At 62.5% G+C, this 26,046-nt stretch carries 21 protein-coding genes and 5 tRNA genes; 7 read left to right on the forward strand and 19 right to left on the reverse strand.

What is annotated here, in order from left to right; translation table 11 throughout:
- Positions 1 to 28: 28 nt before the first annotated feature.
- A complete protein-coding gene (locus J5M58_RS00175) occupies positions 29 to 1,369 on the reverse strand; it encodes an MFS transporter (RefSeq protein ID WP_112253121.1) in 1,341 nt (446 codons plus the stop codon).
- 260 nt (positions 1,370 to 1,629) lie between these two features.
- Between J5M58_RS00175 and J5M58_RS00180 the strand changes: the two genes are divergently transcribed.
- On the forward strand, positions 1,630 to 2,202 hold the full coding sequence (locus tag J5M58_RS00180; protein WP_112253122.1) for a hypothetical protein: 573 nt from the start codon (positions 1,630 to 1,632) through the stop codon (positions 2,200 to 2,202).
- Positions 2,203 to 2,230: 28 nt separating this feature from the next.
- On the opposite strand, the gene bkdR is transcribed toward J5M58_RS00180, so the two are convergent.
- Positions 2,231 to 2,716: a Bkd operon transcriptional regulator BkdR gene (bkdR, locus tag J5M58_RS00185; RefSeq protein ID WP_112253123.1), complete on the reverse strand. Its 486-nt coding sequence runs from the start codon at positions 2,714 to 2,716 to the stop codon at positions 2,231 to 2,233.
- A gap of 198 nt (positions 2,717 to 2,914) precedes the next feature.
- Between bkdR and J5M58_RS00190 the strand changes: the two genes are divergently transcribed.
- The 4 genes from J5M58_RS00190 to lpdA are packed head-to-tail and all read left to right on the forward strand — an operon-like array spanning position 2,915 to position 7,861.
- Positions 2,915 to 4,147, forward strand: coding sequence for a 3-methyl-2-oxobutanoate dehydrogenase (2-methylpropanoyl-transferring) subunit alpha (locus tag J5M58_RS00190; RefSeq protein ID WP_112253124.1), 1,233 nt, complete (start codon positions 2,915 to 2,917; stop codon positions 4,145 to 4,147).
- 1 nt (position 4,148) lies between these two features.
- On the forward strand, positions 4,149 to 5,207 hold the full coding sequence (locus tag J5M58_RS00195) for an alpha-ketoacid dehydrogenase subunit beta (RefSeq protein ID WP_112253125.1): 1,059 nt from the start codon (positions 4,149 to 4,151) through the stop codon (positions 5,205 to 5,207).
- A complete protein-coding gene (locus tag J5M58_RS00200) occupies positions 5,208 to 6,479 on the forward strand; it encodes a dihydrolipoamide acetyltransferase family protein (protein WP_207876867.1) in 1,272 nt (423 codons plus the stop codon).
- A gap of 2 nt (positions 6,480 to 6,481) precedes the next feature.
- On the forward strand, positions 6,482 to 7,861 hold the full coding sequence (gene lpdA, locus J5M58_RS00205; RefSeq protein ID WP_112253127.1) for a dihydrolipoyl dehydrogenase: 1,380 nt from the start codon (positions 6,482 to 6,484) through the stop codon (positions 7,859 to 7,861).
- A 217-nt stretch (positions 7,862 to 8,078) separates the two neighbouring features.
- On the opposite strand, the gene J5M58_RS00210 is transcribed toward lpdA, so the two are convergent.
- A tRNA-Arg gene (locus J5M58_RS00210) sits at positions 8,079 to 8,155 on the reverse strand.
- Positions 8,156 to 8,266: 111 nt separating this feature from the next.
- Positions 8,267 to 8,860 (reverse strand): phosphonate metabolism protein/1,5-bisphosphokinase (PRPP-forming) PhnN, encoded by a 594-nt coding sequence (gene phnN, locus J5M58_RS00215; protein WP_207876869.1) that lies wholly within the window; start codon positions 8,858 to 8,860, stop codon positions 8,267 to 8,269.
- Positions 8,861 to 9,205: 345 nt separating this feature from the next.
- On the opposite strand from phnN, the gene J5M58_RS00220 reads away from it, so the two are divergent.
- Positions 9,206 to 9,532 carry an Arc family DNA-binding protein gene (locus J5M58_RS00220; protein ID WP_012273554.1) on the forward strand — a complete coding sequence of 109 codons (327 nt, stop codon included), beginning with the start codon at positions 9,206 to 9,208 and terminating at the stop codon, positions 9,530 to 9,532.
- A gap of 223 nt (positions 9,533 to 9,755) precedes the next feature.
- Here J5M58_RS00220 and mgtE read toward each other — a convergent pair whose 3' ends face one another.
- The 8 genes from mgtE to alaS form a co-directional block, all read right to left on the reverse strand.
- Positions 9,756 to 11,198 (reverse strand): magnesium transporter, encoded by a 1,443-nt coding sequence (gene mgtE, locus J5M58_RS00225; protein ID WP_025340118.1) that lies wholly within the window; start codon positions 11,196 to 11,198, stop codon positions 9,756 to 9,758.
- Positions 11,199 to 11,714: 516 nt separating this feature from the next.
- Positions 11,715 to 11,791: transfer RNA gene (locus J5M58_RS00230), tRNA-Arg, on the reverse strand.
- Between the two features lie 72 nt (positions 11,792 to 11,863).
- Positions 11,864 to 11,940 (reverse strand) — tRNA-Arg (locus J5M58_RS00235).
- A 72-nt stretch (positions 11,941 to 12,012) separates the two neighbouring features.
- A tRNA-Arg gene (locus J5M58_RS00240) sits at positions 12,013 to 12,089 on the reverse strand.
- Between the two features lie 106 nt (positions 12,090 to 12,195).
- A tRNA-Ser gene (locus J5M58_RS00245) sits at positions 12,196 to 12,286 on the reverse strand.
- Positions 12,287 to 12,358: 72 nt separating this feature from the next.
- Positions 12,359 to 12,547 (reverse strand): carbon storage regulator CsrA, encoded by a 189-nt coding sequence (csrA, locus tag J5M58_RS00250; RefSeq protein WP_003254503.1) that lies wholly within the window; start codon positions 12,545 to 12,547, stop codon positions 12,359 to 12,361.
- A 166-nt stretch (positions 12,548 to 12,713) separates the two neighbouring features.
- A complete protein-coding gene (locus J5M58_RS00255; protein WP_112253149.1) occupies positions 12,714 to 13,949 on the reverse strand; it encodes an aspartate kinase in 1,236 nt (411 codons plus the stop codon).
- 81 nt (positions 13,950 to 14,030) lie between these two features.
- Positions 14,031 to 16,655, reverse strand: a complete 2,625-nt coding sequence (gene alaS / locus J5M58_RS00260; protein WP_207876871.1) for an alanine--tRNA ligase — start codon at positions 16,653 to 16,655, stop codon at positions 14,031 to 14,033.
- A 303-nt stretch (positions 16,656 to 16,958) separates the two neighbouring features.
- On the opposite strand from alaS, the gene J5M58_RS00265 reads away from it, so the two are divergent.
- Positions 16,959 to 18,131 (forward strand): M91 family zinc metallopeptidase, encoded by a 1,173-nt coding sequence (locus J5M58_RS00265; RefSeq protein WP_112253151.1) that lies wholly within the window; start codon positions 16,959 to 16,961, stop codon positions 18,129 to 18,131.
- Positions 18,132 to 18,181: 50 nt separating this feature from the next.
- Here the strand turns inward: J5M58_RS00265 and astE are convergent, their stop codons facing one another.
- From astE to J5M58_RS00300, 7 genes are all read right to left on the reverse strand, one after another.
- Complete coding sequence (astE, locus tag J5M58_RS00270; RefSeq protein ID WP_112253152.1) at positions 18,182 to 19,189, reverse strand: succinylglutamate desuccinylase; 1,008 nt, start codon at positions 19,187 to 19,189, stop codon at positions 18,182 to 18,184.
- A gap of 10 nt (positions 19,190 to 19,199) precedes the next feature.
- Entirely contained in the window at positions 19,200 to 19,490 is a 291-nt protein-coding gene (locus tag J5M58_RS00275) for a topoisomerase II (protein ID WP_003256592.1), read from the reverse strand.
- Between the two features lie 14 nt (positions 19,491 to 19,504).
- Complete coding sequence (gene astB / locus J5M58_RS00280) at positions 19,505 to 20,854, reverse strand: N-succinylarginine dihydrolase (RefSeq protein ID WP_112253153.1); 1,350 nt, start codon at positions 20,852 to 20,854, stop codon at positions 19,505 to 19,507.
- A gap of 23 nt (positions 20,855 to 20,877) precedes the next feature.
- On the reverse strand, positions 20,878 to 22,341 hold the full coding sequence (gene astD, locus J5M58_RS00285; RefSeq protein ID WP_112253154.1) for a succinylglutamate-semialdehyde dehydrogenase: 1,464 nt from the start codon (positions 22,339 to 22,341) through the stop codon (positions 20,878 to 20,880).
- A complete protein-coding gene (gene astA, locus J5M58_RS00290; protein ID WP_112253155.1) occupies positions 22,342 to 23,370 on the reverse strand; it encodes an arginine N-succinyltransferase in 1,029 nt (342 codons plus the stop codon). It abuts the gene before it with no gap.
- Between the two features lie 78 nt (positions 23,371 to 23,448).
- Positions 23,449 to 24,468: an arginine/ornithine succinyltransferase subunit alpha gene (gene aruF / locus J5M58_RS00295; RefSeq protein ID WP_112253156.1), complete on the reverse strand. Its 1,020-nt coding sequence runs from the start codon at positions 24,466 to 24,468 to the stop codon at positions 23,449 to 23,451.
- Positions 24,469 to 24,615: 147 nt separating this feature from the next.
- Complete coding sequence (locus tag J5M58_RS00300; RefSeq protein ID WP_207876873.1) at positions 24,616 to 25,836, reverse strand: aspartate aminotransferase family protein; 1,221 nt, start codon at positions 25,834 to 25,836, stop codon at positions 24,616 to 24,618.
- Positions 25,837 to 26,046: the final 210 nt, after the last annotated feature.

Consider the following 26,046-nt stretch of genomic DNA (forward strand, 5'->3'; position numbering starts at 1 on the left):
CAGTGCGCTGCAGGTCGGCGGGCAAGGATCATACCGATTGCTTGAGGCCGGCATCGGCTTCAGCCTGCTGCTCGGTTGATGACGGCTCTTCCTCGGTGTCCTCCGCTGCCACCGGCGCCTGCATCACCTCCTGCACCGTCTGCTCATCCACCCGTGGGTCCAGTGCCGCCGACAACGGCGAACCGGCCGCCGGCATGGCCACGTGGCCCAACGGCGCGTCCTGCACCTGGTGCAGGCCGGTAACCGCTTTCGGCCGGATGCGCCACACCAGTACCAGCGCAAAGAACACGAAGAAGGCATACAGCATCTGCGGCCCCAGCACCTTCATCAGCACGCCAGCCGCCAATGGCCCGATACAGGCGCCTACGCCGTAGGTCACCAACAGCATTGCAGTCAGCGACACCCGCCGCTCGCTTTCCACGTGGTCATTGGAAAACGCCACCGCCAGCGGATACAGGCAGAACTGCAGTAAGGAAATCAGGAAACCAATGCCGAACAGCAATTCCAGCGGCACGCTGGGCAGTATCGCCAACGGCGCAGCCGCCAGCGCCAAGCCTACTGCCACGCTGCGGATCAGCACCGCGCGGTCATAGCGGTCCGACAACCAGCCCAGCGGCCACTGCACAAGCAGGCCGGCAAAGATGCAGCTACCCATGAACAGACCGATCTGCTCGGTGGTCATCCCCTGGCTGGAAGCATACAACGGCGCCAGGCCGTAGAACGAGCCGACAATCAGCCCCGACCCAAGCACCGTGCTGAGCGACTGCGGCACGCGCTTGATGAAGAACTTCGGCTCCATCGGTGCCGGGCGCAACGGCGCCGGGTGAATGCGCCGGGTCATCGCGACCGGCACCAGGCACAGGGTGAAGCACATGGCAACCAGCATCAGCAGCTCGAGGCCAAGTTGCGGGTGCACCACCAGGATCAACTGGCCAAGCACCAGGCCCAGGTACGAAGCGATCATGTAGCCGCTGAACACCGCGCCGCGGTGCTTCACATCGGCCTGCTCGTTGAGCCAGCTCTCGATGACCATGTACTGGCACATCATCCCCAGGCCAACGATCATGCGCAGCCCGACCCAGGCCGGCAGCCAGCTGGTAAGGCCGTGGCCGAGCACCGCCGCGCCAACGATACCGGCGCAGGTAGCATAGGCGCGTATGTGCCCGACCCGGCCAATCAACCGGTGGCCTACCTTGCCGCCGACCGCCAGGCCAAAGTAGTTGGCCGCCATCAAGGCACCCACCCACAGGCTGTCGACATGATCGGCTGCCAGGCGCAGGGCCAGGTAGGTACTGAGCAGGCCCGAGCCGATCAACATCATCAGCGCGGCGAAATACAACGACTGAAACGGCTTCCAGATATTTCGCATAGGTCCCGTAAAGCTCCCTGGTCAGGTGGCGGGGTGCTAGAAGCATAAGGGCAAAAACCGCCTGGCGCAGGCCCCCTTGAGTGATTTGCCGCTACTGCGGCGTGTCCGGTGCAGGTCGTGTCGCGATCAGGCTTGTGCCGCCGCGCCCGAAGCTCCGATAGGCGTGCTGAAGAAGAAGTTCCAGATCTTCAACCGGCCATGACCGGTCTACCGTGAAGCCCCACGTGCCCGTCCGAGCATTTAACTCAAGGAAAACCCACATGATTCGAGCCAACTTTACCGCCGAACTGCACTGCAAGTACGGCCAGGTGGTCATCGCTGACACATCTTTCAGTGCCCATCCGTTCACCAGCGCCGACGAAGACGGCTGGCTGTGCACCGAGCAAAGCCGCGACTGCGCCGCGAAAAAAGGCGAGTTCAAGCGCGCAGCATTCGACTTCGCCTTCATCGAGCAGAAAGACAATCGCACCTATTACCAGATATCGTGCGGCCAGCACTGGGACTACGCCGGATCGCGGCTCGAACGCAACAACAATGGCTGGCTGGGCCTGTATGCCACCAGCGTCGTCGGGCGAATCATCGACAGCGTGAACCTGGCCAACCTGACCCGCGCTGCCGACCACTGGAAAATCGAAACCCTGCAACCGTGGGACGGTGACCTGGGGAGCGCCGAGAGCATTGGATTCTACCTACGCGACAGGTTTGGCTACCGCGTTGCCCATACCCGCCCAGACCCGAACAGCGTCGCGCTGACCAACCAACCCTTCCTCAACGCCAGCGAGCGGCCAGGAGAGGTCCTGCAATTCAATCTGCGCAATATCAAACTGGCATAGCGCCTTCGCCGAGCACTGCGCGCAAGCCCTACTCGCGTAGCGCCAGGCCATTGGCAGGCAACGGCAGCGCGGTCTTGTAGCGCACCTGTTTCAAGGCAAAGCTGGAGCGGATGTTGGCCACCCCCGGCAATCGGGTCAGGTAATCAAGAAACCGCTCCAGCGCCTGGATGCTCGGCAGTAGCACCCGCAACAGGTAATCCGGGTCACCGGTCATCAGGTAGCACTCCATCACCTCGGGCCGTTCGGCGATCTCTTCTTCGAAGCGGTGCAATGCCTGCTCCACCTGCTTCTCCAGGCTTACATGGATGAAAACGTTCACATCCAGGCCCAGCACCTCCGGCGACAGCAAGGTCACCTGCTGGCGAATCACGCCCAACTCTTCCATCGCCTTGACCCGGTTGAAACACGGCGTTGGCGACAGGTTCACCGAGCGGGCCAGCTCGGCGTTGGTGATGCGGGCGTTTTCCTGCAGGCTGTTGAGAATGCCGATATCGGTACGATCGAGTTTGCGCATGAGACAAAATCACCGGTTTTTTGTGTTTATGCGGAATGTTTATCTGCCCCGCTCGACAAAGGCAATCAACTTGAGAGAAAAATTCTCCTGCCGGACCTCTAAGATGTAGGGGACGCTGACTTACCAGTCACAAGCCGGTACTCAGCGGCGGCCGCTTCAAAGCTCACAAAAACAAATACCCGAGCGAGCGTAAAAAGCATGAACGAGTACGCCCCCCTGCGTTTGCATGTGCCCGAGCCTACCGGCCGGCCAGGCTGCCAGACCGATTTCTCCTACCTGCGCCTGAACGATGCAGGTCAAGCCCGTAAACCCCCTGTCGACGTCGATGCTGCCGACACCGCGGACCTGTCCTACAGCCTGATCCGCGTGCTCGACGAGCAAGGCGACGCACAAGGCCCATGGGCCGAAGACATCGACCCGCAAGTTCTCCGTCAGGGCATGCGTGCCATGCTCAAGACGCGGATTTTCGACAGCCGCATGGTGGTCGCCCAGCGCCAGAAGAAGATGTCCTTCTACATGCAGAGCCTGGGTGAAGAAGCCATCGGCAGCGGCCAGGCCCTGGCGCTGAACCGCACCGACATGTGCTTCCCCACCTACCGCCAGCAAAGCATCCTGATGGCCCGCGACGTGTCGCTGGTCGAGATGATCTGCCAGCTGCTGTCCAACGAACGCGACCCGCTCAAGGGCCGCCAGCTGCCGATCATGTACTCGGTACGCGAGGCCGGTTTCTTCACCATCAGCGGCAACCTGGCGACCCAGTTCGTGCAGGCGGTCGGCTGGGCCATGGCCTCGGCGATCAAGGGCGATACCAAGATCGCCTCGGCGTGGATCGGCGACGGCGCAACAGCCGAGTCGGACTTCCACACCGCCCTCACCTTCGCCCACGTTTATCGCGCCCCGGTGATCCTCAACGTGGTCAACAACCAGTGGGCCATCTCTACCTTCCAGGCCATCGCCGGCGGCGAATCGACCACCTTCGCCGGCCGTGGCGTGGGTTGCGGCATTGCCTCGCTGCGGGTTGACGGCAACGACTTCGTCGCCGTGTACGCCGCCTCGCGCTGGGCCGCCGAACGCGCCCGCCGTGGCCTTGGCCCAAGCCTGATCGAGTGGGTCACCTACCGTGCCGGCCCGCACTCGACCTCGGACGACCCGTCCAAGTACCGCCCCGCCGATGACTGGAGCCACTTCCCGCTGGGTGACCCGATCGCCCGCCTGAAGCAGCACCTGATCAAGATCGGCCACTGGTCCGAGGAAGAACACCAGGCCACCACTGCCGAGTTCGAAGCTGCGGTCATCGCCGCGCAGAAGGAAGCCGAGCAGTACGGCACCCTGGCCAACGGTCACATCCCGAGCGCCGCCTCGATGTTCGAGGACGTGTACAAGGAAATGCCCGATCACCTGCGCCGCCAACGCCAGGAACTGGGGGTTTGAGATGAACGACCACAACAACAGCATCAACCCGGAAACCGCCATGGCCACCACTACCATGACCATGATCCAGGCCCTGCGCTCGGCCATGGATGTCATGCTCGAGCGCGACGACAATGTGGTCGTGTACGGCCAGGACGTCGGTTACTTCGGCGGCGTGTTCCGCTGCACCGAAGGCCTGCAGAACAAGTACGGCAAATCGCGCGTGTTCGACGCGCCGATCTCCGAGAGCGGCATCGTCGGCACTGCCGTGGGCATGGGTGCCTACGGCCTGCGCCCGGTGGTGGAAATCCAGTTCGCCGACTACTTCTACCCGGCCTCCGACCAGATCGTTTCCGAGATGGCGCGCCTGCGTTACCGTTCGGCCGGCGAGTTCATCGCGCCGTTGACCCTGCGCATGCCTTGCGGCGGCGGCATCTACGGCGGCCAGACCCACAGCCAGAGCCCGGAAGCGATGTTCACCCAGGTGTGCGGCCTGCGCACCGTCATGCCGTCCAACCCGTATGACGCCAAAGGCCTGCTGATTGCCTCGATCGAATGCGATGACCCGGTGATCTTCCTCGAGCCCAAGCGCCTGTACAACGGCCCGTTCGATGGCCACCACGACCGCCCTGTCACCCCGTGGTCGAAGCACCCGCAAAGTACCGTGCCAGACGGTTACTACACCGTACCGCTGGACAAGGCGGCCATTACCCGCCCCGGCAATGACGTGACCGTGCTGACCTACGGCACCACCGTGTACGTGGCCCAGGTGGCCGCCGAAGAAACCGGCGTCGACGCCGAGGTGATCGACCTGCGCAGCCTGTGGCCGCTGGACCTCGACACCATCGTCGAATCGGTGAAAAAGACCGGCCGTTGCGTAGTGGTACACGAGGCCACCCGCACCTGCGGCTTCGGCGCCGAACTGGTGTCGCTGGTGCAGGAACACTGCTTCCACCACCTGGAGGCGCCGATCGAGCGCGTCACCGGCTGGGACACCCCCTACCCCCACGCACAGGAATGGGCTTACTTCCCAGGGCCTTCGCGGGTAGGTGCGGCATTGAAAAAGGTCATGGAGGTCTGAATGGGCACGCACGTCATCAAGATGCCGGACATTGGCGAAGGCATCGCGCAGGTCGAGTTGGTCGAGTGGTTCGTCAAGGTCGGCGACATGATCGCCGAAGACCAGGTAGTGGCCGACGTCATGACCGACAAGGCCACCGTCGAAATCCCTTCGCCGGTCAGCGGCAAGGTGCTGGCCCTGGGTGGGCAGCCCGGTGAAGTGATGGCGGTCGGCAGCGAGCTGATCCGCATCGAAGTGGAAGGCAGCGGCAACCATGTGGACGTGCCGCACGCCAAGCCGGTCGAGGCCCCGGCAGCTCCGGTAGCCGCCAAGCCGGAACCGCAGAAAGAAGTGAAGCCTGCTGCATGCCAGGCGCCTGCCAACCATGAGGCAGCGCCCATCGTGCCGCGCCAGCCGGGCGACAAGCCGCTGGCCTCGCCGGCGGTGCGCAAGCGTGCCCTGGATGCCGGTATCGAACTGCGTTACGTGCATGGCAGCGGCCCGGCCGGGCGTATCCTGCACGAAGACCTCGACGCCTTCATGAGCAAGCCGCACAGCGCTGGCGGGCAAGCGTCGAGCGGCTATGCCAAGCGCACTGACAGCGAGCAGGTGCCGGTGATCGGCCTGCGCCGCAAGATCGCCCAACGCATGCAGGACGCCAAGCGCCGGGTCGCGCACTTCAGCTATGTGGAAGAAATCGACGTCACCGCCCTGGAAGCCCTGCGCCAGCAACTCAACAGCAAGCACGGCGACAGCCGCGGCAAGCTGACCCTGCTGCCGTTCCTGGTGCGCGCCCTGGTCGTGGCACTGCGCGACTTCCCACAGATCAATGCCACCTATGACGACGAAGCCCAGGTCATCACCCGCCATGGCGCGGTGCATGTGGGCATCGCCACCCAAGGTGACAACGGCCTGATGGTGCCGGTGCTGCGCCATGCCGAAGCTGGCAGCCTGTGGAGCAATGCCGGCGAGATTTCGCGCCTGGCCAACGCTGCCCGCAACAACAAGGCCAGCCGCGATGAGCTGTCCGGTTCGACCATTACCCTGACCAGCCTGGGCGCCCTGGGCGGTATCGTCAGTACGCCGGTGGTCAACACGCCGGAAGTGGCGATCGTCGGCGTCAACCGCATGGTCGAGCGGCCGGTGGTGATCGACGGCCAGATCGTCGTGCGCAAGATGATGAACCTGTCCAGCTCGTTCGACCACCGCGTGGTCGATGGCATGGACGCCGCGCTGTTCATCCAGGCCGTGCGCGGCCTGCTCGAACAACCCGCCTGCCTGTTCGTGGAGTGAGCATGCAACAGACTATCCAGACTACCCTGTTGATCATCGGCGGCGGCCCTGGTGGCTACGTGGCTGCCATCCGCGCCGGGCAACTGGGCATCCCCACCGTGCTGGTGGAAGGCCAGGCACTGGGCGGTACCTGCCTGAACATCGGCTGCATCCCGTCCAAGGCGCTGATCCACGTGGCCGAGCAGTTCCACCAGACCTCGCGCTTTGCCGGGCCGTCGGAGCTGGGCATCAGCGTCGCTTCGCCACGCCTGGACATTGGCCAGAGCGTGGCCTGGAAGGACGGCATCGTCGACCGCCTGACTACCGGAGTCGCCGCGCTGCTGAAAAAGCATGGGGTAAAGGTGATCCATGGCTGGGCGAAGGTGCTCGACGGCAAGCAGGTCGAGGTCGACGGCCAGCGCATCCAGTGCGAGCACCTATTGCTGGCCACTGGTTCCAGCAGTGTCCAACTGCCGATGCTGCCGCTGGGCGGGCCGATCATTTCCTCGACCGAAGCCCTGGCGCCGAAAACCTTGCCGCAGCACCTGGTAGTGGTGGGCGGCGGCTACATCGGCCTGGAGCTGGGCATCGCCTACCGCAAGCTGGGTGCACGGGTCAGCGTGGTTGAAGCGCGCGAGCGCATCCTGCCGACCTACGACAGCGAGCTGACCGCCCCGGTGGCCGAGTCGCTGAAGAAGCTGGGCATCACCCTGCACCTGGGCCACAGCGTCGAGGGTTACGAAGGCGGCTGTCTGCTGGCCCGTGATGGCCAGGGCGGCCAACTGCGCCTGGAAGCCGACCAGGTGCTGGTGGCCGTGGGCCGTCGGCCGCGCACGCAAGGTTTCAACCTGGAGTGCCTGGACCTGAAGATGAACGGCGCCGCCGTTGCCATCGACGAACGCTGCCAGACCAGCATGCGCAACGTCTGGGCCATCGGCGACGTGGCCGGCGAACCGATGCTGGCGCACCGGGCCATGGCCCAGGGCGAGATGGTCGCCGAGATCATCGCCGGCAAGGCACGCCGTTTCGAACCCAGCGCGATCGCCGCGGTGTGTTTCACCGACCCGGAAGTAGTGGTGGTCGGCAAGACCCCGGAGCAAGCCAGCCAGCAAGGGTTGGACTGCATCGTCGCGCAGTTCCCGTTCGCCGCCAATGGCCGGGCCATGAGCCTGGAATCGAAAAGCGGTTTCGTGCGCGTGGTGGCGCGCCGTGACAACCACCTGATCCTCGGTTGGCAGGCGGTTGGCGTGGCGGTTTCCGAGTTGTCGACGGCGTTCGCCCAGTCGCTGGAAATGGGCGCGTGCCTGGAGGACGTGGCCGGTACCATCCATGCCCACCCGACACTGGGTGAGGCGGTACAGGAAGCGGCACTGCGCGCCCTGGGCCACGCCCTGCATATCTGACACTGAAGCGGCCAAGGCCGATTTTGGCCCGCAGCGCCCCAGGCGCCGCGGGTCTTTTTTCATGCCTGAATCGGTGCCGGCCTCTTCGCGGGTAAACCCGCTCCCACAGGATTTGTACTGCCTTTGAGCCTTGTGCAATACCTGTGGGATCAGGCTGAATTCTTCGCTGTTGACGACCGGTGGCCAAAAGGCAGGCCAGGAAAGAAGCAAGGAGAAATGGCGTCCCAGGCAGGAATTGAACCTGCAACCTTCCCCTTAGGAGGGGGATGCTCTATCCAATTGAGCTACTGAGACGCAAATGCCGGCAGCGAGCGCTGCACAGCGGGACGGCCAGCATGTTAACCAGCATGCTGGCGTTTGTCATGCCTCAAGCGGGCTTTTTCGCGTAATCCTTTTCTGCCAATGCTACACCTGCGGCAGCACAGCTTCATCATGCAGCAGCGCGAACAATGCCGCGACCGCGGTTTCCAGAGTGGTGGAGTTGTCCAGCACGTGCAGCGATGGATCGGCCAGCGCCTGCAAGCGTGCATTACGTGCAAGGCGCTGCTCTACTTCCTCGGCGCTTTCCCGCCCGCGGGCCAGCAAGCGCTCGCGCAGCACCTCGGGCCTGACCTGGACCAGCACAGCCAACAGGTTCGGGTAGCGTCGGCGCGCCTCGGCCAGATAAGCCCGCGAACCATTCACCAGCACCGCCCTGCCCGCCGCCAGCCACTGGTCCACCTGTACTGGAATGCCGTAATCCAGGCCGTTGGCTTGCCAATACATGGCGAAAGCACCTTGTGCGCGCAGTGCTTCGAACTGCTCGGATGTGACGCCATGGGCGGCTTCGCCCTTGGCTTCGGCCGAGCGGGTAATGACGCGACGAGCGATTTGCACCCCGGCGGCTGCCAGCCGCTCACGAGAAGCGTCGATCAGGGAATCTTTCCCGGAACCCGACGGTCCTACCAGATAGATCAACCGGCCTGCCCCTGATTGGCGGTCGCTTGCGTCATGTTGCATAGCCACTATGCTCTATGGAAGGAAACCGGCGCATTCTATGATTTTTCCCGGTCTTTTGCTGCGTTTCACCAGTTTTTGGCGGCAAAAGTCTGACGATTGGGCAAGCCGGCGCATGTAAAACTTTTCAAACCAGTACTCATTTCTGATAATTGGTACTGGCACAAAGCCTTTATCCGGCTCACTATTTGTCACAGAATTGACGCCAAGGAAACGGCGACCATGAGGCAAGATGAGCATCCATTTTTCACAGACGGTTGAACATTTCGTCGTCGCCACGGTCGTACTACCACCCCGTGCGGCCAATTTTAGAACCGCTTCCCCTGAACCAAAATCCGGTCAATTTATATGCGCCCAATGAAACAGGCTATTTATTCGAGCCGCACCGCTGACAAGTTCGTCGTCCGCCTGCCAGACGGGATGCGTGAGCGCATTGCCGAGGTAGCGCGCAACCATCACCGCAGCATGAACTCCGAAATCATCGCGCGCCTGGAACAGAGCCTTATCCAGGAAGGTGCGCTGGGTGACGAGTTGAGCATGCGCCTGGACAGCCCTGAACTGTCCCTGCATGAACGCGAATTGCTGCAACGCTTCCGCCAACTGTCTCACCGCCAGCAGAACGCGCTGGTCGCCCTTATCGCTCACGATGTGGAAATGGCTACCGACGCCTCCTGAAGTTTGCAGCCGAACATGAAAAAGCCAGCGTAAGCTGGCTTTTTTGTGGGCTCATCACCGCTGCGGGATCACTCTCTGTGGGAGCGGCCTTGTGTCGCGAAAGGACTGCGAAGCAGCCCCAGAATGTTGTGCAGCGCCGCTGAAATTGCGGGGCCGCTCTGCGGCCCTTTCGCGACACAAGGCCGCTCCCACAGGGACCTCCTCAGCGTTTGGAGGTAATCGGTTACAGCAAGAACAGCGTGGCCAGCCCGAGGAAGATAAAGAACCCGCCACTGTCGGTCACTGCGGTAATCATCACGCTGGAGCCCATCGCCGGGTCGCGCCCCAGGCGTGTCAGGGTCATCGGGATCAATACTCCCATCAAGGCCGCCAGCAGCAGGTTCAAGGTCATCGCCGCAGTCATCACCAGGCCCAACGACCAGCTGCCATACAGCCAGAACGCCACCGCACCGATCACCCCGCCCCAGATCAGGCCGTTGAGCAGCGATACCGCCAGCTCCTTGCGCATCAGGCGGCTGGTGTTGCCCGGCGACACCTGGTCCAGCGCCATGGCGCGCACGATCATGGTGATGGTCTGGTTACCGGAGTTGCCGCCAATGCCCGCCACGATCGGCATCAGCGCAGCCAGGGCTACCAGTTTCTCTATCGAACCTTCGAACAGGCCGATCACACGCGACGCAACGAACGCGGTAATCAGGTTGATGGCCAGCCAGGCCCAGCGGTTGCGCAGCGAACGCCAGACCGAGGCGAAGATGTCTTCTTCCTCGCGCAAACCGGCCATGTTCAGCACTTCGCTTTCGCTTTCCTCGCGAATCAGGTCAACCATTTCGTCGATGGTCAAGCGGCCAATCAGGCGCTCGTTCTTGTCCACAACCGGCGCAGATACCAGGTCATAACGCTCGAAGGCCTGCGCCGCATCATAGGCATCTTCCTCGGGGTGGAAGGAGACCGGGTCGGTCGCCATGACCTCCGCCACCTTTTTCTCCGGGTCGTTGACCAGCAGACGCTTGATCGGCAATACGCCCTTGAGAATACCGTCATAGTCGACCACGAACAGTTTGTCGGTATGGTTCGGCAGCTCTTTCAGGCGGCGCAGGTAGCGTAAAACCACCTCCAGGCTGACGTCTTCGCGGATGGTGACCATCTCGAAGTCCATCAAGGCACCAACCTGCTCCTCGTCATAGCTCAGCGCCGAACGCACGCGCTCGCGTTGCTGGGCATCGAGGGTTTCCATCAGCTCGTGAACAACGTCACGCGGCAGCTCTGGAGCAAGGTCGGCCAGCTCGTCGGCGTCCATTTCCTTGGCTGCGGCGAGCAGCTCGTGATCGTCCATGTCGGCGATCAACGATTGCCGCACGGCGTCGGACACTTCCAGCAGAATGTCGCCATCGCGATCGGAGCGCACCAGCTGCCAGACCGTCAGGCGGTCTTCCAGGGGCAAGGCTTCAAGGATATAGGCGATGTCGGCGGGGTGCAGGTCATCGAGCTTGCGCTGCAGCTCGACGAGGTTCTGGCGGTGGACCAGGTTTTCCACCAGGTCGTTGTGGGCGCCTTCCTGACGGTGGGTCAGGTCTTCGACCACGCGCTGGCGCTGCAGCAGTTCGACCACCTGGGCCAGGCGGTCCTGCAGGCTTTCCTGCGCTTTTTTTACTTCTACTTCAGTCATAGGCGAACTCCACTCCCAGCAGCGGAGCACGCCGGGAGAATCAATCGGTCAGATCTTTCTGTATGAATCTTGTTAGCGAGTAACTACTGGGTAAGTCCATGGTGGTTTTCCACAAGCCCCGGCGGGGCTGACGGGCGCAATCATACACTGCTAAAGCTGTCAGATCGCTTAAAATTTTGGCCAGAACAATCGTTTGCGTGATAAAGCTGGGACAACGCTCGAAGCTATCAGTGCGGCGGTGGGTCTGGCGGTCAAGTTACATTTGTTGTGTGCCTGGATGTGTATGCGGTGCCTGATCGATCTCGGGGCTGCTTTGCAGCCCATCGCGACACAAGGCCGCTCCTACAAGGGATCGCGTACTTCTGTAGGAGCGGCCTTGTGTCGCGAAAGGGTCGCGCAGCGGCCCCCAAAGGCACACGCTCAATCTACAGAAGAGCTTAGATCGACATCACCAACAATTCATTGGCGCAGAAAAACAAAAAGCCCGCTCAATTGAGCGGGCTTCTTGATTTGGTGTGGCGGACTCAGCAGGATTCGAACCTGCGACCGCTCGGTTCGTAGCCGAGTACTCTATCCAGCTGAGCTATGAGTCCGTGGTGGTAGTTTTAGACCAGATTACCACTGGTTGGTTGAAGCGTCTTTGCAAGCAGAGCCACTTCAAAAAGTGGCGGACTCAGCAGGATTCGAACCTGCGACCGCTCGGTTCGTAGCCGAGTACTCTATCCAGCTGAGCTATGAGTCCGCAATGGTAGTTTTAGACCAGATTACCACTGGTTCTTTGAAGCAGCTTTGTAAGCAAAGCCACTTCAAAAAGTGGCGGACTCAGGAGGATTCGAACCTCCGACCGCTCGGTTCGTAGCCGAGTACTCTATCCAGCTGAGCTATGAGTCCGTGTCTTGCCGCGCATTATAGGTCGCTGAAACATTTTTGCAAGAACTTTTTCGTTTAAAATCAACTACTTAGCGTTCTTACCGTTTACAGCGCCCTAAGCGAATAATGGCGGTGAAGGGGGGATTCGAACCCCCGATACCCTTATGAGGTATACTCCCTTAGCAGGGGAGCGCCTTCGGCCACTCGGCCACCTCACCGCAACACGAGGCGAATATTAAACAGGCTCTTCCTCGTTTGCAACCCTTTTTTTGAAAAAAACTTCAAAAAAATTAAAGGCTTGGCTCTTCGTCCTTCTCTTTCTTGATCCGCAGGTAGATTTCCTCGCGGTGCACAGCCACTTCTTTCGGGGCGCTGACGCCAATACGCACCTGGTTGCCCTTGACGCCGAGCACCGTCACGGTGATCTCGCCGTCTCCAATGATCAGGCTCTCGGCGCACCGACGAGTCAGAATCAACATAGCTTTCTCCTTACGCAAAACATTCAGGGGTAACAGTCTTTGGTGTCGCGGCCTGGTCGTGGACGACGACCAGGCCCCGGTTACCCGCCGCACAGGCCAGGACAGGGCCTGCACGGCGAGCAGAAACGCGAAGGGCGCGGCAAGCCGCGCCCTTCCAGGCAGCGTATTACTCGCTCTGTCGTGCCGGAGCGTCGAGCTCGAACGCGGTGTGCAGCGCGCGTACGGCCAGCTCCAGGTACTTCTCTTCGATCACGACCGAAACCTTGATCTCGGAGGTGGAGATCATCTGGATGTTGATGCTCTCCTTGGCCAGGGCTTCGAACATGCGGCTGGCAACACCGGCGTGCGAACGCATGCCGACGCCGACGATCGAGACCTTGGCGATCTTGGTATCGCCGATCACTTCACGGGCACCGATTTCGCGGGCGGTGTTTTCCAGCACGCTCTGCGCCTTCTCGTACTCGTTGCGGTGTACGGTGAAGGTGAAGTCGGTGGTGTTATCGTGGGCAACGTTCTGCACGATCATGTCGACCTCGATGTTCGAGGCGCTGATCGGGCCGAGGATCTTGAAGGCCACGCCCGGGGTGTCCGGCACGCCGCGAATGGTCAGCTTGGCTTCATCACGGTTGAAGGCGATACCGGAAATGATCGGCTGTTCCATGGATTCCTCTTCATCAATGGTAATGAGGGTACCCGGACCCTCCTTGAAGCTGTGCAGCACGCGCAGCGGAACGTTGTACTTGCCGGCGAACTCCACCGAACGGATCTGCAGCACCTTGGAACCGAGGCTGGCCATTTCCAGCATCTCTTCGAAGGTGATCTTCTCCAGACGCTGGGCCTGTGGCACAACGCGCGGGTCAGTGGTGTAGACGCCATCGACGTCGGTGTAGATCTGGCACTCGTCAGCCTTCAGCGCAGCCGCCAGGGCCACGCCGGTGGTGTCGGAGCCGCCACGGCCCAGGGTGGTGATGCTGCCGTGCTCGTCGACGCCCTGGAAGCCCGCCACCACGACCACGCGGCCTTCCTTGAGGTCGGCACGAATCTTCTGGTCGTCGATCTGCAGGATGCGCGCCTTGTTGTGCGCGCTGTCGGTGAGGATGCGCACCTGGTTGCCGGTGTAGGACACCGCTGGCACACCACGCTTGATCAAGGCCATGGCCAGCAAGGCAATGGTGACCTGCTCACCGGTCGACACGATCACGTCCAGTTCACGTGGAACCGGGTGATCGGTAATCTGCTTGGCCAGGTCGATCAGGCGATTGGTTTCACCGCTCATTGCCGACAACACAACCACCAGGTCGTCGCCCGCCTCACGGTGTTTCTTGACCTTTTCGGCTACCTGCTCGATCCGCTCGATGGAACCGACAGAGGTGCCGCCAAATTTCTGTACGATCAACGCCATTTCAATGGTGCCTCAGCCCATACAGGGCCCCAAAAAACAATCCAACATGAAGGGGGACGACTAGACCATCCCCCCTTCATCTCAAAGTCCCTGCTCTGCGAATGGCACGGCCAGCGCCAGGGCCTGGTCCAGTGCAGCGACGTCGACGCCACCTCCCTGGGCCATGTCCGGACGGCCACCGCCCTTGCCACCCACCGCCGCAGCGGCTTGTTTCATCAGATCGCCAGCCTTGAGTTGGCTGGAGAGGTCCTTGGTCACGCCGGCCACCAGCACGACCTTGCCCTCATGCTCGCTGCCCAGCAGGATCACTGCGTGGCCGAGCTTGTTCTTCAGCTGATCGACCAGGGCCAGCAGGGCCTTGCCGTCCTGCCCATCCAGGCGGGCGGCGAGCACCTTGGCACCCTTGACCTCAACGGCCGCGTTGGAGAGATCGTCCCCGGCGGCGCTGGCGGCCTTGGCCTGCAGCTGTTCCAGCTGCTTCTCCAGCTGGCGGTTGCGCTCGAGCACAGCCGACAGCTTGTCGATCAGGTTGTCGCGGTTACCCTTCACCAGTTGCGCGGCTTCCTTGACCTGCTCTTCGGCAGCGTTCAGGTACGCCAGCGCAGCAGCGCCGGTGACCGCTTCGATACGACGCACGCCAGAGGCCACGCCGCCTTCGCTGATGATCTTGAACAGGCTGATGTCACCGGTGCGCTTGGCGTGGATACCGCCGCACAGCTCTACCGAGAAATCGCCGCCCATGCTCAGCACACGCACGGTATCGCCGTACTTCTCGCCGAACAGCGCCATGGCACCCTTGGCCTTGGCGGTTTCGATGTCGGTCAGTTCGGTTTCCACTGCGGTGTTCTTGCGCACTTCGCGGTTGACGATGTCTTCCAGGGCCTTGATCTGCTCCGGTTTCACCGCCTCGAAGTGGCTGAAGTCGAAACGCAGACGCTGGCTGTCCACCAGCGAGCCTTTCTGCTGTACGTGCTCACCCAGTACCTGACGCAGCGCTTCGTGCAGCAGGTGGGTGGCGGAGTGGTTCAGCGAGGTGGCGTGCTGCACATCGGCATCGACCTTGGCCTCGACTGGCGAACCGATCACCAGCGCACCGCTGGCAACCACGCCGTGGTGCAGGAAGGCACCGCCAGTCTTGGTGGTGTCGCGCACATCGAAGCGCGCAGCGCCAGCCTGCAGGTAGCCGGTGTCACCCACCTGGCCACCGGATTCGGCGTAGAACGGCGTGCGGTCGAGCACGACCACGCCCTGCTCGCCTTCACTCAGCTGGTCGACGGCCTGGCCGTCCTTGTACAGGGCGATGATCTTGCCCTGGCCTTCGGTGGCCTCGTAGCCGAGGAACTCGGTGGCGCTGTCGACCTTGACCAGGCTGTTGTAGTCCATGCCGAAGGCGCTGGCGGAGCGGGCACGTTCACGCTGGGCGTCCATCTCGCGCTCGAAGCCGGCCTCGTCGATGGTCAGCTCGCGCTCGCGGGCGATGTCGGCGGTCAGGTCCATCGGGAAGCCGTAGGTGTCGTACAGCTTGAACACCACGTCGCCCGGCACCACGTCGCCTTCGAGCTGGGCCAGGTCCTGCTCGAGAATGCGCAGGCCCTGCTCCAGGGTCTTGGCGAACTGTTCTTCTTCAGCCTTGAGCACACGCTCGATGTGCGCCTGCTGGCTGGTCAGTTCCGGGAAGGCCTCGCCCATTTCGGCGACCAGCGCGGCAACGATCTGGTAGAAGAAGCTGCCCTTGGCGCCCAGCTTGTTACCGTGGCGGCAGGCGCGGCGAATGATGCGGCGCAGCACGTAGCCACGGCCTTCGTTGGACGGCAGCACGCCGTCAGCGATCAGGAAACCGCACGAACGGATGTGATCGGCGACCACTTTCAGCGAAGCCTGGCCCTCGTTACTGCAACCGATGGCCTTGGCCGCGGCCGCCAGCAGATTCTGGAACAGGTCGATCTCGTAGTTCGAGTGCACGTGCTGCAGCACGGCGCTGACGCGTTCCAGGCCCATGCCGGTGTCCACCGACGGCGCTGGCAGCGGGTGCAGCACGCCGTCGGCGGTGCGGTTGAACTGCATGAAGACGTTGTTCCAGATCTCGATGTAGCGGTCGCCGTCTTCTTCCGGCGAGCCGGGTGGGCCGCCCCAGATGTCCGGGCCGTGGTCGTAGAAGATCTCGGTGCATGGGCCGCACGGGCCGGTGTCGCCCATGGTCCAGAAGTTGTCGGAGGCGTAAGGGGCGCCCTTGTTGTCACCAATGCGCACCATGCGCTCGGCCGGCACGCCGACTTCCTTGGTCCAGATATCGTAGGCTTCGTCGTCAGTGGCGTAGACGGTGACCCAGAGCTTTTCCTTGGGCAGGTTCAGCCATTTTTCCGAAGTCAGGAAGGTCCAGGCGAAGGTAATGGCGTCGCGCTTGAAATAGTCACCGAAGCTGAAGTTGCCCAGCATTTCGAAGAAGGTGTGGTGACGCGCGGTGTAACCGACGTTTTCCAGGTCGTTGTGCTTGCCGCCGGCGCGCACGCACTTCTGGCTGCTGACGGCACGCGTGTAGGCACGCTTCTCCGCACCGAGGAAGCAGTCCTTGAACTGGTTCATGCCGGCATTGGTGAACAGCAGGGTCGGGTCGTTGTTCGGGATCAGCGAACTGGAGGCGACTCGGGTATGTCCCTGCTCTTCGAAGAAGCGAAGGAAGGCTTCACGGATTTCTGCGCTTTTCATAGGTTCTTCCACGGAAACGGCGGCCGTTTTGGGCTAATACGTCGAATCGACGAAACGACGGCAAAGGGCGCCATTATAGCCAGCCTGCACAGGAGATACAGCGTGTTTATCGGCCCGAAATAGCCAATCGGCATTAAATCGTTATTGCGAACATAAAAATGCAGGCTATCCGGTTCAGCGCCTCGTCACAACGCCCCGCCTCGCGCCCCTGCACCTAGATAAGTACCACTCCCCGCCTGCCCAGACCTTTAGCCTTGGCCGCTGCATTACCTGCCGCCACCATCACTGCAAGCGAGGCCCCTCATGCACCCCAATCCCGTTTATTTCATTTCTGGTAGGACCAGCGGTTTTCAACAGTGGGCAGACACGTCCGTGGATGGCAGAGCCGTTCATCGATTCTACGAATACCGGGATGACAAGGTAGACGTCCTGCTGGAGCAGCTATGGTTCGAGCAAGGCCAGATCCCCGGAAGGCACCACATGGTGATTGACAGCCATGCCCCGGCCGTCGATGTCGATATTTCCGCCTACGATTGCCATCTGATGGCCAAGGTCGGCAACAAGACGTTCATCCTCGCCCCTACGCCCAGGCAAACCCTCATCATCAGAACCGCAAAGGGTGTGGCCAACGTTCAGGTGGCGCAGGAAGTGAAGACGCCGGTCATCATTCAGGCCGCAGACGGTACCACGCGTATCACCACCGGCGGTGGCATCACCGAGGTGTTCACCGGCGCTGGCGATGTGCAGATCGACGTGGGCCAAGGGCTGACGTTTATAAAGAGCGGTTCGGCGAACAGCCGTATCAACGGCCATATCCTGGTCGACGACCCTCATGATTCGGTGGTCTATGCCCGCAACCAGGCGGGCGACGCCCGCTTCGCACTGCCCCTGCCAGCGCCCTTCGACACGCTCGCCAGCAGCACATTCGACATACAGGGCAGCGATACCTTCAAGCAGGCCGTGCACAACCATCTGTTTTTCTTGCGCCACACGCAGTGCGGCCAGCAACTCCTGGCTGAGCTGGCAAAACGGTCCTGGATAAGGGTTAGCGAAACACAAGGGGCCACCCATTTTGGTGTCTACATTGCTGACCCGACTGACAGCGACCATTACCTGCGGCGCAACAGCCAGCTGGAATGGGTAGCCGGCTGGCCTGCAGAGGGTGGTAACCTGGCATTCAACCTGGCGCGCTCGCTCAGCGACAATTTGCCGCTGCTCGACCTTTACCGTTGCATGTGCGAGGCGTACAACGCCTTCAGCGGCACGACGATACCTGGCGATACCCTGATCAGGACTATCGATCGCCGGCAGATCAGGGTCGCTAACGCACACCTGCAGGCAATCGGCCTGCCGAGCGGCCTGCTGTACGATTTCGACAATGATCCCGACACAGCGCCGACCAACAGCAACCCACCGCCATTCAACGAAAACGCACTGCGAATGGAGCTAGGCCTGCCAGTGCGCACGTACTACTGAGCGTGTCCATGTGGTGCGCCTGAGCGCGCGCCACATGCCCGGACCAGCACTCAGCCCAACTGCTGCCCCGAGTCCGGCACGATCAGGATACCGGCGCGCAAGCCGTTCCTGACCTTGGGGTTGGGGAAGATGATGCGCGCCCCCTCCTCCTCGACCACCCAGCGCGTCTCGGCGAGGTCTTCGGCCAGCAGGTAGCCCTTGCTCAGCTCGGAGAAGTTCTCGATATCCGCCGGCAAGTGCAGGTGGAAGCTGTCGCTGTGCTTGATGATCTCGCGGGAAACGCTGAACAGCTGCAAGCCGTCCAGCGAGCCCTCGCCTTCTGGCTCGTTGGCTTCAATGATCTGGATCAGCCGCTCTTCCAGCTTGTCGAGGTTGACCTCCTCGTTCTGGCCGAACGGGCGGGCCTTGCCCAGCTCCAGGGTAAAGGCCTCGGCCTCGAGCTGTTCGTAGGTGAAGGCGCTGAAGGTAATCGACGACTTGCTCTGCAGCAACACCGCCTCCATGCCAGCTGCCGCCAGACGCGCCAGTTCGCGACGGGAATGCTTGCGCCCTTCTTTATAAGGGTACAAGGCGAACTGCTCGATCTTGGAACCACGAATGGCCGTATGCAGGTCGTAGTGCAAGCGGCTGCGCCCCGGCTTGCTGAAGAACACCCGGGCAAACTGCTCCAGCTCGGCAGCGCGCAATGCCTCAAAGCCGCTGGACAGTTCATGGCGGCCATTGAACAGGCGATTGATGTCCTGCTCGATGAAACGCTCGCCCTTGCGGATCGCTGGCGGGTTGCCGAACAGGAACAACACTCGCGCCTTCGGCTTGATCTTGCCATTGGCCACGCCGTGCAGCAGCCGTTCGAGCAACTCGATGGGGGCTGTTTCATTGCCGTGGATGCCGGCAGACAACAGCAGATCGAGCCCGCAATCGTCGCTTTCAGCCGGGCGCACCTCAAGTGCGCCCTCCCCCAGCCAGCGCAACCGCGCGCCCTTGGGTGTCACTTGGGTCTTCTCGGCCGGTTCGTGATCGGTGAGGGTCAGCTCAAGCAATTTGCCAAGGGCGAGCATAGGTACTTCCTTAGTGATGGTGGCCGCAGTCGGGGCCATGGACGTGATCGTCGTCTTCGCCGACCTCGGCCGGTTCCATTTCCAGCTGCAGGCTGACCAGGTTGGTGGCCATCGGGCGCAGCAGCAGGTTGGCGTACTCGGTGTCGTCTTCCTCGACATCCACGCCAATCAGCAGCTGGCCACGACCATCCTGCTGAATCCACACTTCCTTGCCTTGCCAGACCACGGCAAAGCGGGTGCAGGAAGTTTCCAACTGGGTGCCGTCTTCATCTTCCAGGATAAGGCGCAGGGCGTCGGTCATTGCAAAGTCTCTCTTCAAGGTTGGCGTTGGAACGGATACACCGAGCCCAACTTCAGGATCTGGGTCAGTTCGTCCAGTGCCGTACGGCATTCCACCAGCAATTGCGGGTCGGCCAGGTCCGCCTCGCCAAGGCGATCGCGGTAATGCTTGTCGACCCACTGCAGCAGAGTGTCATACAGCGAGGCGGTCATGATAACGCCTTGGTTGACGGCTGCCAGTTCCGTTTCCTTCAACGCCACGCGCAAACGAAGGCACGCCGGGCCACCGCCGTTCTGCATGCTCTGCTTGAGGTCGAACACCTTGACCTCCCGCACCGGGCCACCCTGGCTGGTCAACTGGCCCAGATAGGCCCAGACCCGCTCGTTGTTGCGGCATTCTTCCGGCACCACCAGCAGCATGGAGCCGTCATCACGGCTGAGCAGCTGGCTGTTGAACAGGTAGGAACGCACCGCATCCTCCACCGTCACCGCTGCCCGCGGCACGCAGATGGCCTGGAAGTTGCCACCCTTGCTGGCCAGTTTAGCTCGCAGCTGGCCAAGTACCGCGTCGGTGTCGAGGAAAGCGTCCTCGTGGTAGAACAGCACCTCGCCGTTGCCCACCGCAATTACATCGTTGTGGAACACGCCCTGGTCGATCACGGCCGGGTTCTGTTGAGCGTAGACCACGCCGTCGTCGCTCAGGCCATGCAGCCGGGCCACGGCCTGGGAGGCTTCCAGAGTTTGCCGGGCCGGGTACTTCTGCGGCGCCGGGTAGCGGCTGTCGAAGGCGCTGCGGCCGTAGACGAAGAACTCCACACCGGCCTCGCCATAGGCACGGCAGAAACGCGTGTGGTTGGCTGCACCCTCGTCACCGAACTGTGCCACCGCAGGCAGTGCCTCGTGGTGGGCAAAGTGCCTGGCGTCGCTGAACATGGCCCCCAGCACGCGGCTGGTGGTCGGGTGCTCGATGCTGCGGTGGTACTTGCAATTGAGGTTGGCAGCAGTGAAGTGCACGCGGCCATCGGCAGTATCGGCACTAGGGCTGACCGTGGCGGCGTTGGCCACCCACATGCTCGAAGCCGAGCAACTGGCCACCAGCAATGGCATGGCCTCCTTGGCGGCACGCTGGATCACTTCGGCATCGCTGCCGCTGAAGCCCAGGCGGCGCAGCGCGGCCACATCCGGGCGCTCCTGCGGCGCCAGCACGCCCTGCTTGAAGCCCATGTCGGCCAGCGCTTTCATCTTCGCCAGGCCCTGGCGCGCGGCTTCGCGCGGGTTGGAACCCTGCTGGCTGTTGCTCTGCGAAGCCACGTTGCCGTAGGACAGGCCGCCATAGTTGTGGGTAGGCCCCACCAGGCCATCAAAATTCACTTCGTAGGATTTCATCGGCTAGGCTCCGTGACCTGTTGTTATAGGGTAATGCCCGGCGTCAGGGTCGCCGGCAAGGCAAGGCTGGCGGTCTCCAGCGAAGCCACGGGGTAAGCGCAGTAATCGGCTGCGTAATAGGCACTGGCGCGGTGGTTGCCACTGGCGCCCACACCACCGAACGGCGCACTGCTGGCGGCACCGGTCAGTTGCTTGTTCCAGTTGACGATGCCGGCGCGGCTGCGCAGCCAGAAGTACTGGTAGCGGGCACGGGAGTCGGACAGCAAGCCGGCGGCCAGGCCGTACTGGGTGTTGTTGGCCTCGTCGATGGCAGCATCGAAGTCTGCATAGCGCACCACCTGCAGCAGCGGGCCGAAGAACTCTTCGTCCGGGCGCTCGGCCACGGCAGTGACATCGACAATGCCTGGGGTCAGCAGCGCGGCATCGGCCTGCGGCTGGGTCATTTCCAGCAGTTTCACCGCACCCTTGGCGACCAGTTCGGCCTGGGCCGCAATCAGCGCCCGTGCCGCCTGCAGCGAAATCACCGAGCCCATGAACGGCGCGGGCTGCTGGTCGAACGCGCCGACCGTGATGGTTCTGCTCACCTCGACCAGCCGCGCAAGCAGCGCATCGCCCCAGGCGCCTTGCGGCACCAGCAGGCGACGGGCGCAGGTGCAGCGCTGGCCAGCGGAAATGAACGCCGACTGGATGATGGTGTACACCGCGGCGTCGAGGTCCTTCACCTCATCCACCACCAGCGGGTTGTTGCCACCCATTTCCAGGGCCAGGATTTTGTCCGGGCGACCGGCGAACTGCTGGTGCAGCAGGTTGCCGGTGCGGCTGGAGCCGGTGAAGAACAGGCCATCGATACCCGGATTGGCGGCCAGCGCCACGCCGGTTTCACGCGCTCCCTGCACCAGGTTCAGCACACCCGCCGGCAGGCCGGCGGCAATCCAGCAATTAACGGTCAGTTCGGCGACCTTGGGCGTCAGCTCACTGGGCTTGAACACCACGCAGTTGCCCGCCAGCAACGCTGGCACGATATGGCCGTTGGGCAAGTGGCCGGGGAAGTTGTACGGGCCGAACACCGCCACCACGCCGTGGGGCTTGTGCCGCAGCACGGCCGTGGCATCGGCCAGCGGGCCGCTCTTTTCGCCGGTACGCTCGCGGTAGCTCTGTACCGAGATCGCCACCTTGTTGATCATGCTGGTGACTTCGGTCGCCGACTCCCACAGGGGCTTGCCGGTTTCCTCGCCGATGCACTGGGCCATGGCTTCGGCATGCGCTTTCAGTTGCGTGGCGAACTTCTCCAGCACATCGATACGTGCTTCCAGGCTCAATTGCGCCCAGGCCGGGAAGGCCTGACGCGCAGCCTGCACGGCAGCATCCACCTGGCTGGCGTCGGCGCCCTGCCCCTCCCAGACGACGGCTTGCGTCACCGGGTTGAGCGACTGCAGGGTTTCGCCCTGGCCGGCCTGCCAGTTGCCTGCGATGTAATGCGTGGTCATTTATTTGGCCTCCCGGCTTGCCGACAGCGGCACTGCGCGTACGTTGTCGCCGGCACCCATGCGCAGACGCTTGGCCGTCAGGGGGTCGACCACCAGGGTACCGGCGGCCAACCGCGCAGGTGCAGCCGTGATGCGGCAGTCGTCGCGCTTGCGGTTGTGAATGATGTAAGGCGTGGCGTCATCGCCCGGTGTGCCCACGGCCAGCACCAAGGTCTGGCTTTCGCGTACGGCGCGGATCTTGTCGGTGTCGCACTCGATGGCCGGGCCGGCATCGAAGATGTCGACGTAGCCCTGGTAGTTGAAGCCTTCCTGCTTGAGCATGGCCAGCGCCGGCTCGGTATCCTTGTGCACGCGGCCGATAACGTTGCGCGCCGCCTCGGAGAGGAAGCAGGTGTACAGCGGAAACTTCGGCATCAGTTCGGCAATGAACGACTTGTTGCCCACGCCGGTGAGGTAGTCGGCCTGGCTGAACTCCATCTTGAAGAAGTGCCGGCCCAGGCTTTCCCAGAACGGCGAGCGGCCCTGCTCGTCGGACATGCCGCGCATTTCGGCGATGATCTTCTTGCCGAACAGCTCGGGGAACTCGGCGATGAACAGCATGCGCGCCCGCGACAGCAGGCGGCCGTTGAGGCCGGAGCGGTAGTCGCTGCGCAGGAACAGCGAGCACAGTTCGGAGTTGCCGGTCAGGTCGTTGGCCAGGAACAGGGTGGGGATTTCACGGTAGATCTTCAGTTCCTGCGAGGCGCTGACGGTCAGGCCGACACGGAAGTTGTACCAGGGCTCGCGCAGGCCGACGGCACCGGCGATGGCACTGATGCCCACCACCATGCCTTCGTCGTTTTCCAGCACGAACAGGTAGTCGGTGTCGCCACGCTCGGCTTCGCCGCGGAAGCTTTTCTCCGCCCAGCCAACGCGATGCCCCAGGCGCTCTTCGTTGGCCGGCAGCGTGGTCAGCCCAGTGGTACCGGTGCTGCGTGCCAATTCGATCAACGCAGGCAAATCGCTGCTGCGTACAGGACGAACGATCATGCTATCTCCTTTTGCGGCGGCGGCGGCCGGCGCGAAACTCTTCTAACGCATCAATCCCGAAACGTCTGTTGCCAGACCTCAGACCGCGACCAGTCGCACGCTGGCACCCTCGCCCACCCCAAGCGCCTCGGCAGCTGCCAGGCTCAGGCTGACCGGTTTGCCCGGCACCCAGTCCAGCTCCAGCAGCACCGCGCGGTAGTCCTGCAACTGGCCGTTGCACACCAGGTATGGGCGCCCACCCTTGATCGGGGCGTCCTCGAGCTTGACCGGCACCACCCGGCTCTGGGCGATCGAGCGGATACCCGAGGTACGCGCATGCAGGGTCGGGCCACCATCGAAGATGTCGATGTAGTGCTCGGTCTCGAAGCCTTCGCGCATGAGGATGTCGAAGGTAATCTGCGCCCGAGGGTGCACCTGCCCCATGGCTTCCTGTGCCAGGTCAGGCAGCAGCGGCACGTAGATCGGGTAGTGCGGCATCAGTTCGGCGAGGAAGGTGCGGCTTTTCAGGCCGCACAGGCGCTCGGCGTCGGCGTAGTTGAGGTCGAAGAAGTTGCGGCCGATGGCATCCCAGAACGGCGATTCACCCTGCTCGTCGCTGTAGCCGACGATCTCGGTCACCACCGACTCGGCGAAACGCTCCGGGTGAGCGGCCATGAACAACAGGCGGCCACGCGAATTGAGCTCGGCCCAGCCACTGTTCACCAGTTCCGGCAGCACATAGAAGCTGGTCAGCAGGCTGTTGCCGGTCAGGTCATGGCACAGCGACAGGACGTGAATCTTGTTGTGGATCTTCAGCTCGCGCGATGCGTGCACGAAGGTCTCGTTACGAAAACTGTAGAACGGCTCAGAGTAGCCGGCCGAAGCGACGATGGCCGAGCAACCGGCCAGCTTGCCCGTTTCGCTGTCTTCGAGCACGAAGAAGTAGCTTTCTTCACCATTGAAGCTGACCTCGGCGGCGAAGGAAGTCTCGGATGCGGCGATCTTGTCGCCCAGGCGAGCGCTGTCGTCCGGCAGCGAGGTGACACCAATGGGGCTGTCTGCAGCCATGCGCTGCACTTCGTTCAGATCAGCCATTTGCGCGGGGCGCATCACCAGCATGGTGTCACTCCTTTGGAATACGGGCCGCTCACGGCGGCACGGGAAAACGGCAAGTGCACTGGCACCTGCACTGGGATCGGGTATCACCGGCTCGGTGCAGACTCGGGCTGAGCCTGCGCCGGGGCCGGCGAAGGGACCACGGGCGGATCAGCCCTTGGTCAGGGTGGCCACGGCGCGCTCGAAGCGGCCCAGGCCTTCATCGATGTCGGCGTCTTCAACCACCAGGCTTGGTGCGAAGCGGACCACGTCCGGGCCGGCCTGCAGCACCATCACGCCTTCTTTTTCGGCGGCGTTGAGCACATCCTTGGCCTTGCCTTTCCAGGCCTCGGTCAGCACACAGCCCAGCAGCAGGCCAACGCCACGCACCTGGCTGAACAGGTTGTACTGCTGGCCGATCTGCTCCAGGCGGACCTTGAAGCGTTCATGCTTGGCCTTGATACCGGCGAGGGTTTCCGGGGTATTGACCACGTCCAGCACCGCACAGGCGACGGCGCAGCCCAGCGGGTTGCCGCCGTAGGTGGTGCCGTGGGTGCCGACGGCCAGGTGCTTGGCCAGCTCGGTGGTGGTCAGCATGGCACCGATCGGGAAACCGCCGCCCAGGCTCTTGGCGCTGGTTAGGATGTCCGGGGTAACGCCATAGTGCTGGTAGGCATACAGCGAACCGGTACGGCCAACGCCGGTCTGCACTTCGTCGAAGATCAGCAGGGCATTGTGTTCGTCACACAGTTTGCGCGCGCCTTCCAGGTAGGCCTTGTCGGCCGGCACCACGCCACTCTCGCCCTGGATCGGCTCGATCACCACGGCGCAGGTCTTGTCGGAAATCTGTGCCTTCAGCGCTTCCAGATCGTTGTACGGCACATGGCTGATGCCGGTGATCTTCGGGCCGAAGCCATCGGAGTACTTCGGCTGGCCACCGACACTGACGGTGAACAGGGTACGGCCGTGGAAGCTGTTAACGGTGGCGATGATTTCGTGCTTTTGCGGCCCGAAGCGGTCGTGGGCAACGCGACGGGCCAGCTTGAAGGCGGCCTCGTTGGACTCGGCGCCGGAGTTGCAGAAGAACGCACGGTCGGCAAAGGTGGCGTCCACCAGCTTGTGGGCCAGGCGCAGGGCCGGCTCGTTGGTGAATACGTTGGATACGTGCCAGAGGGTGTTGGCCTGCTCGGTCAGGGCCTTGACCAGTGCCGGGTGGCAGTGGCCCAGGGCGTTGACCGCGATGCCACCGGCAAAGTCGATCAGCTCGCGACCCGACTGGTCCCAAACTCGGGAGCCCTCGCCTCGCACAGGAATGAAGGCCGCCGGAGAATAGTTGGGGACCATGACCTGGTCGAAATCGGCACGTTGCACCGGGGCTTGCTCAACGGACATCTGAGTCTCCTGAAGAGGAACGCTGGCCTGGAAGTGGCGAGCGATGGGGGGATTGTAAGGACTGATCAGCGCCTGTCCTTGCGGCCAAGCGACAACTTGTTACAGCGCAAAACCCAGTTTTGACAAGGCTTTCGGCAATGCGACAAACACTGTCGCAATCGCGCAGTGTACGGGAGAGAGGGGGCTGGGTGAACGGGTGTTCACATAAGA

The sequence above is a fragment of the Pseudomonas sp. 32_A genome (assembly GCF_017490905.1).
GTDB lineage: Bacteria > Pseudomonadota > Gammaproteobacteria > Pseudomonadales > Pseudomonadaceae > Aquipseudomonas > Aquipseudomonas inefficax.

What these genes read in the sequence shown, in the direction of transcription:
- J5M58_RS00255 (WP_112253149.1), bottom strand. Translation starts at nt 13,949, where the DNA reads ATGGCGTTGATCGTACAGAAATTTGGCGGCACCTCTGTCGGTTCCATC.
- J5M58_RS00265 (WP_112253151.1), top strand. Translation starts at nt 16,959, where the DNA reads ATGCACCCCAATCCCGTTTATTTCATTTCTGGTAGGACCAGCGGTTTT.
- astE (WP_112253152.1), bottom strand. Translation starts at nt 19,189, where the DNA reads ATGCTCGCCCTTGGCAAATTGCTTGAGCTGACCCTCACCGATCACGAA.
- J5M58_RS00300 (WP_207876873.1), bottom strand. Translation starts at nt 25,836, where the DNA reads ATGTCCGTTGAGCAAGCCCCGGTGCAACGTGCCGATTTCGACCAGGTC.
- J5M58_RS00175 (WP_112253121.1), bottom strand. Translation starts at nt 1,369, where the DNA reads ATGCGAAATATCTGGAAGCCGTTTCAGTCGTTGTATTTCGCCGCGCTG.
- astB (WP_112253153.1), bottom strand. Translation starts at nt 20,854, where the DNA reads ATGAAATCCTACGAAGTGAATTTTGATGGCCTGGTGGGGCCTACCCAC.
- J5M58_RS00195 (WP_112253125.1), top strand. Translation starts at nt 4,149, where the DNA reads ATGAACGACCACAACAACAGCATCAACCCGGAAACCGCCATGGCCACC.
- J5M58_RS00220 (WP_012273554.1), top strand. Translation starts at nt 9,206, where the DNA reads ATGCGCCCAATGAAACAGGCTATTTATTCGAGCCGCACCGCTGACAAG.
- phnN (WP_207876869.1), bottom strand. Translation starts at nt 8,860, where the DNA reads ATGCAACATGACGCAAGCGACCGCCAATCAGGGGCAGGCCGGTTGATC.
- bkdR (WP_112253123.1), bottom strand. Translation starts at nt 2,716, where the DNA reads ATGCGCAAACTCGATCGTACCGATATCGGCATTCTCAACAGCCTGCAG.
- astD (WP_112253154.1), bottom strand. Translation starts at nt 22,341, where the DNA reads ATGACCACGCATTACATCGCAGGCAACTGGCAGGCCGGCCAGGGCGAA.
- J5M58_RS00180 (WP_112253122.1), top strand. Translation starts at nt 1,630, where the DNA reads ATGATTCGAGCCAACTTTACCGCCGAACTGCACTGCAAGTACGGCCAG.
- J5M58_RS00190 (WP_112253124.1), top strand. Translation starts at nt 2,915, where the DNA reads ATGAACGAGTACGCCCCCCTGCGTTTGCATGTGCCCGAGCCTACCGGC.
- mgtE (WP_025340118.1), bottom strand. Translation starts at nt 11,198, where the DNA reads ATGACTGAAGTAGAAGTAAAAAAAGCGCAGGAAAGCCTGCAGGACCGC.
- J5M58_RS00200 (WP_207876867.1), top strand. Translation starts at nt 5,208, where the DNA reads ATGGGCACGCACGTCATCAAGATGCCGGACATTGGCGAAGGCATCGCG.
- lpdA (WP_112253127.1), top strand. Translation starts at nt 6,482, where the DNA reads ATGCAACAGACTATCCAGACTACCCTGTTGATCATCGGCGGCGGCCCT.
- csrA (WP_003254503.1), bottom strand. Translation starts at nt 12,547, where the DNA reads ATGTTGATTCTGACTCGTCGGTGCGCCGAGAGCCTGATCATTGGAGAC.
- aruF (WP_112253156.1), bottom strand. Translation starts at nt 24,468, where the DNA reads ATGCTGGTGATGCGCCCCGCGCAAATGGCTGATCTGAACGAAGTGCAG.
- astA (WP_112253155.1), bottom strand. Translation starts at nt 23,370, where the DNA reads ATGATCGTTCGTCCTGTACGCAGCAGCGATTTGCCTGCGTTGATCGAA.
- J5M58_RS00275 (WP_003256592.1), bottom strand. Translation starts at nt 19,490, where the DNA reads ATGACCGACGCCCTGCGCCTTATCCTGGAAGATGAAGACGGCACCCAG.
- alaS (WP_207876871.1), bottom strand. Translation starts at nt 16,655, where the DNA reads ATGAAAAGCGCAGAAATCCGTGAAGCCTTCCTTCGCTTCTTCGAAGAG.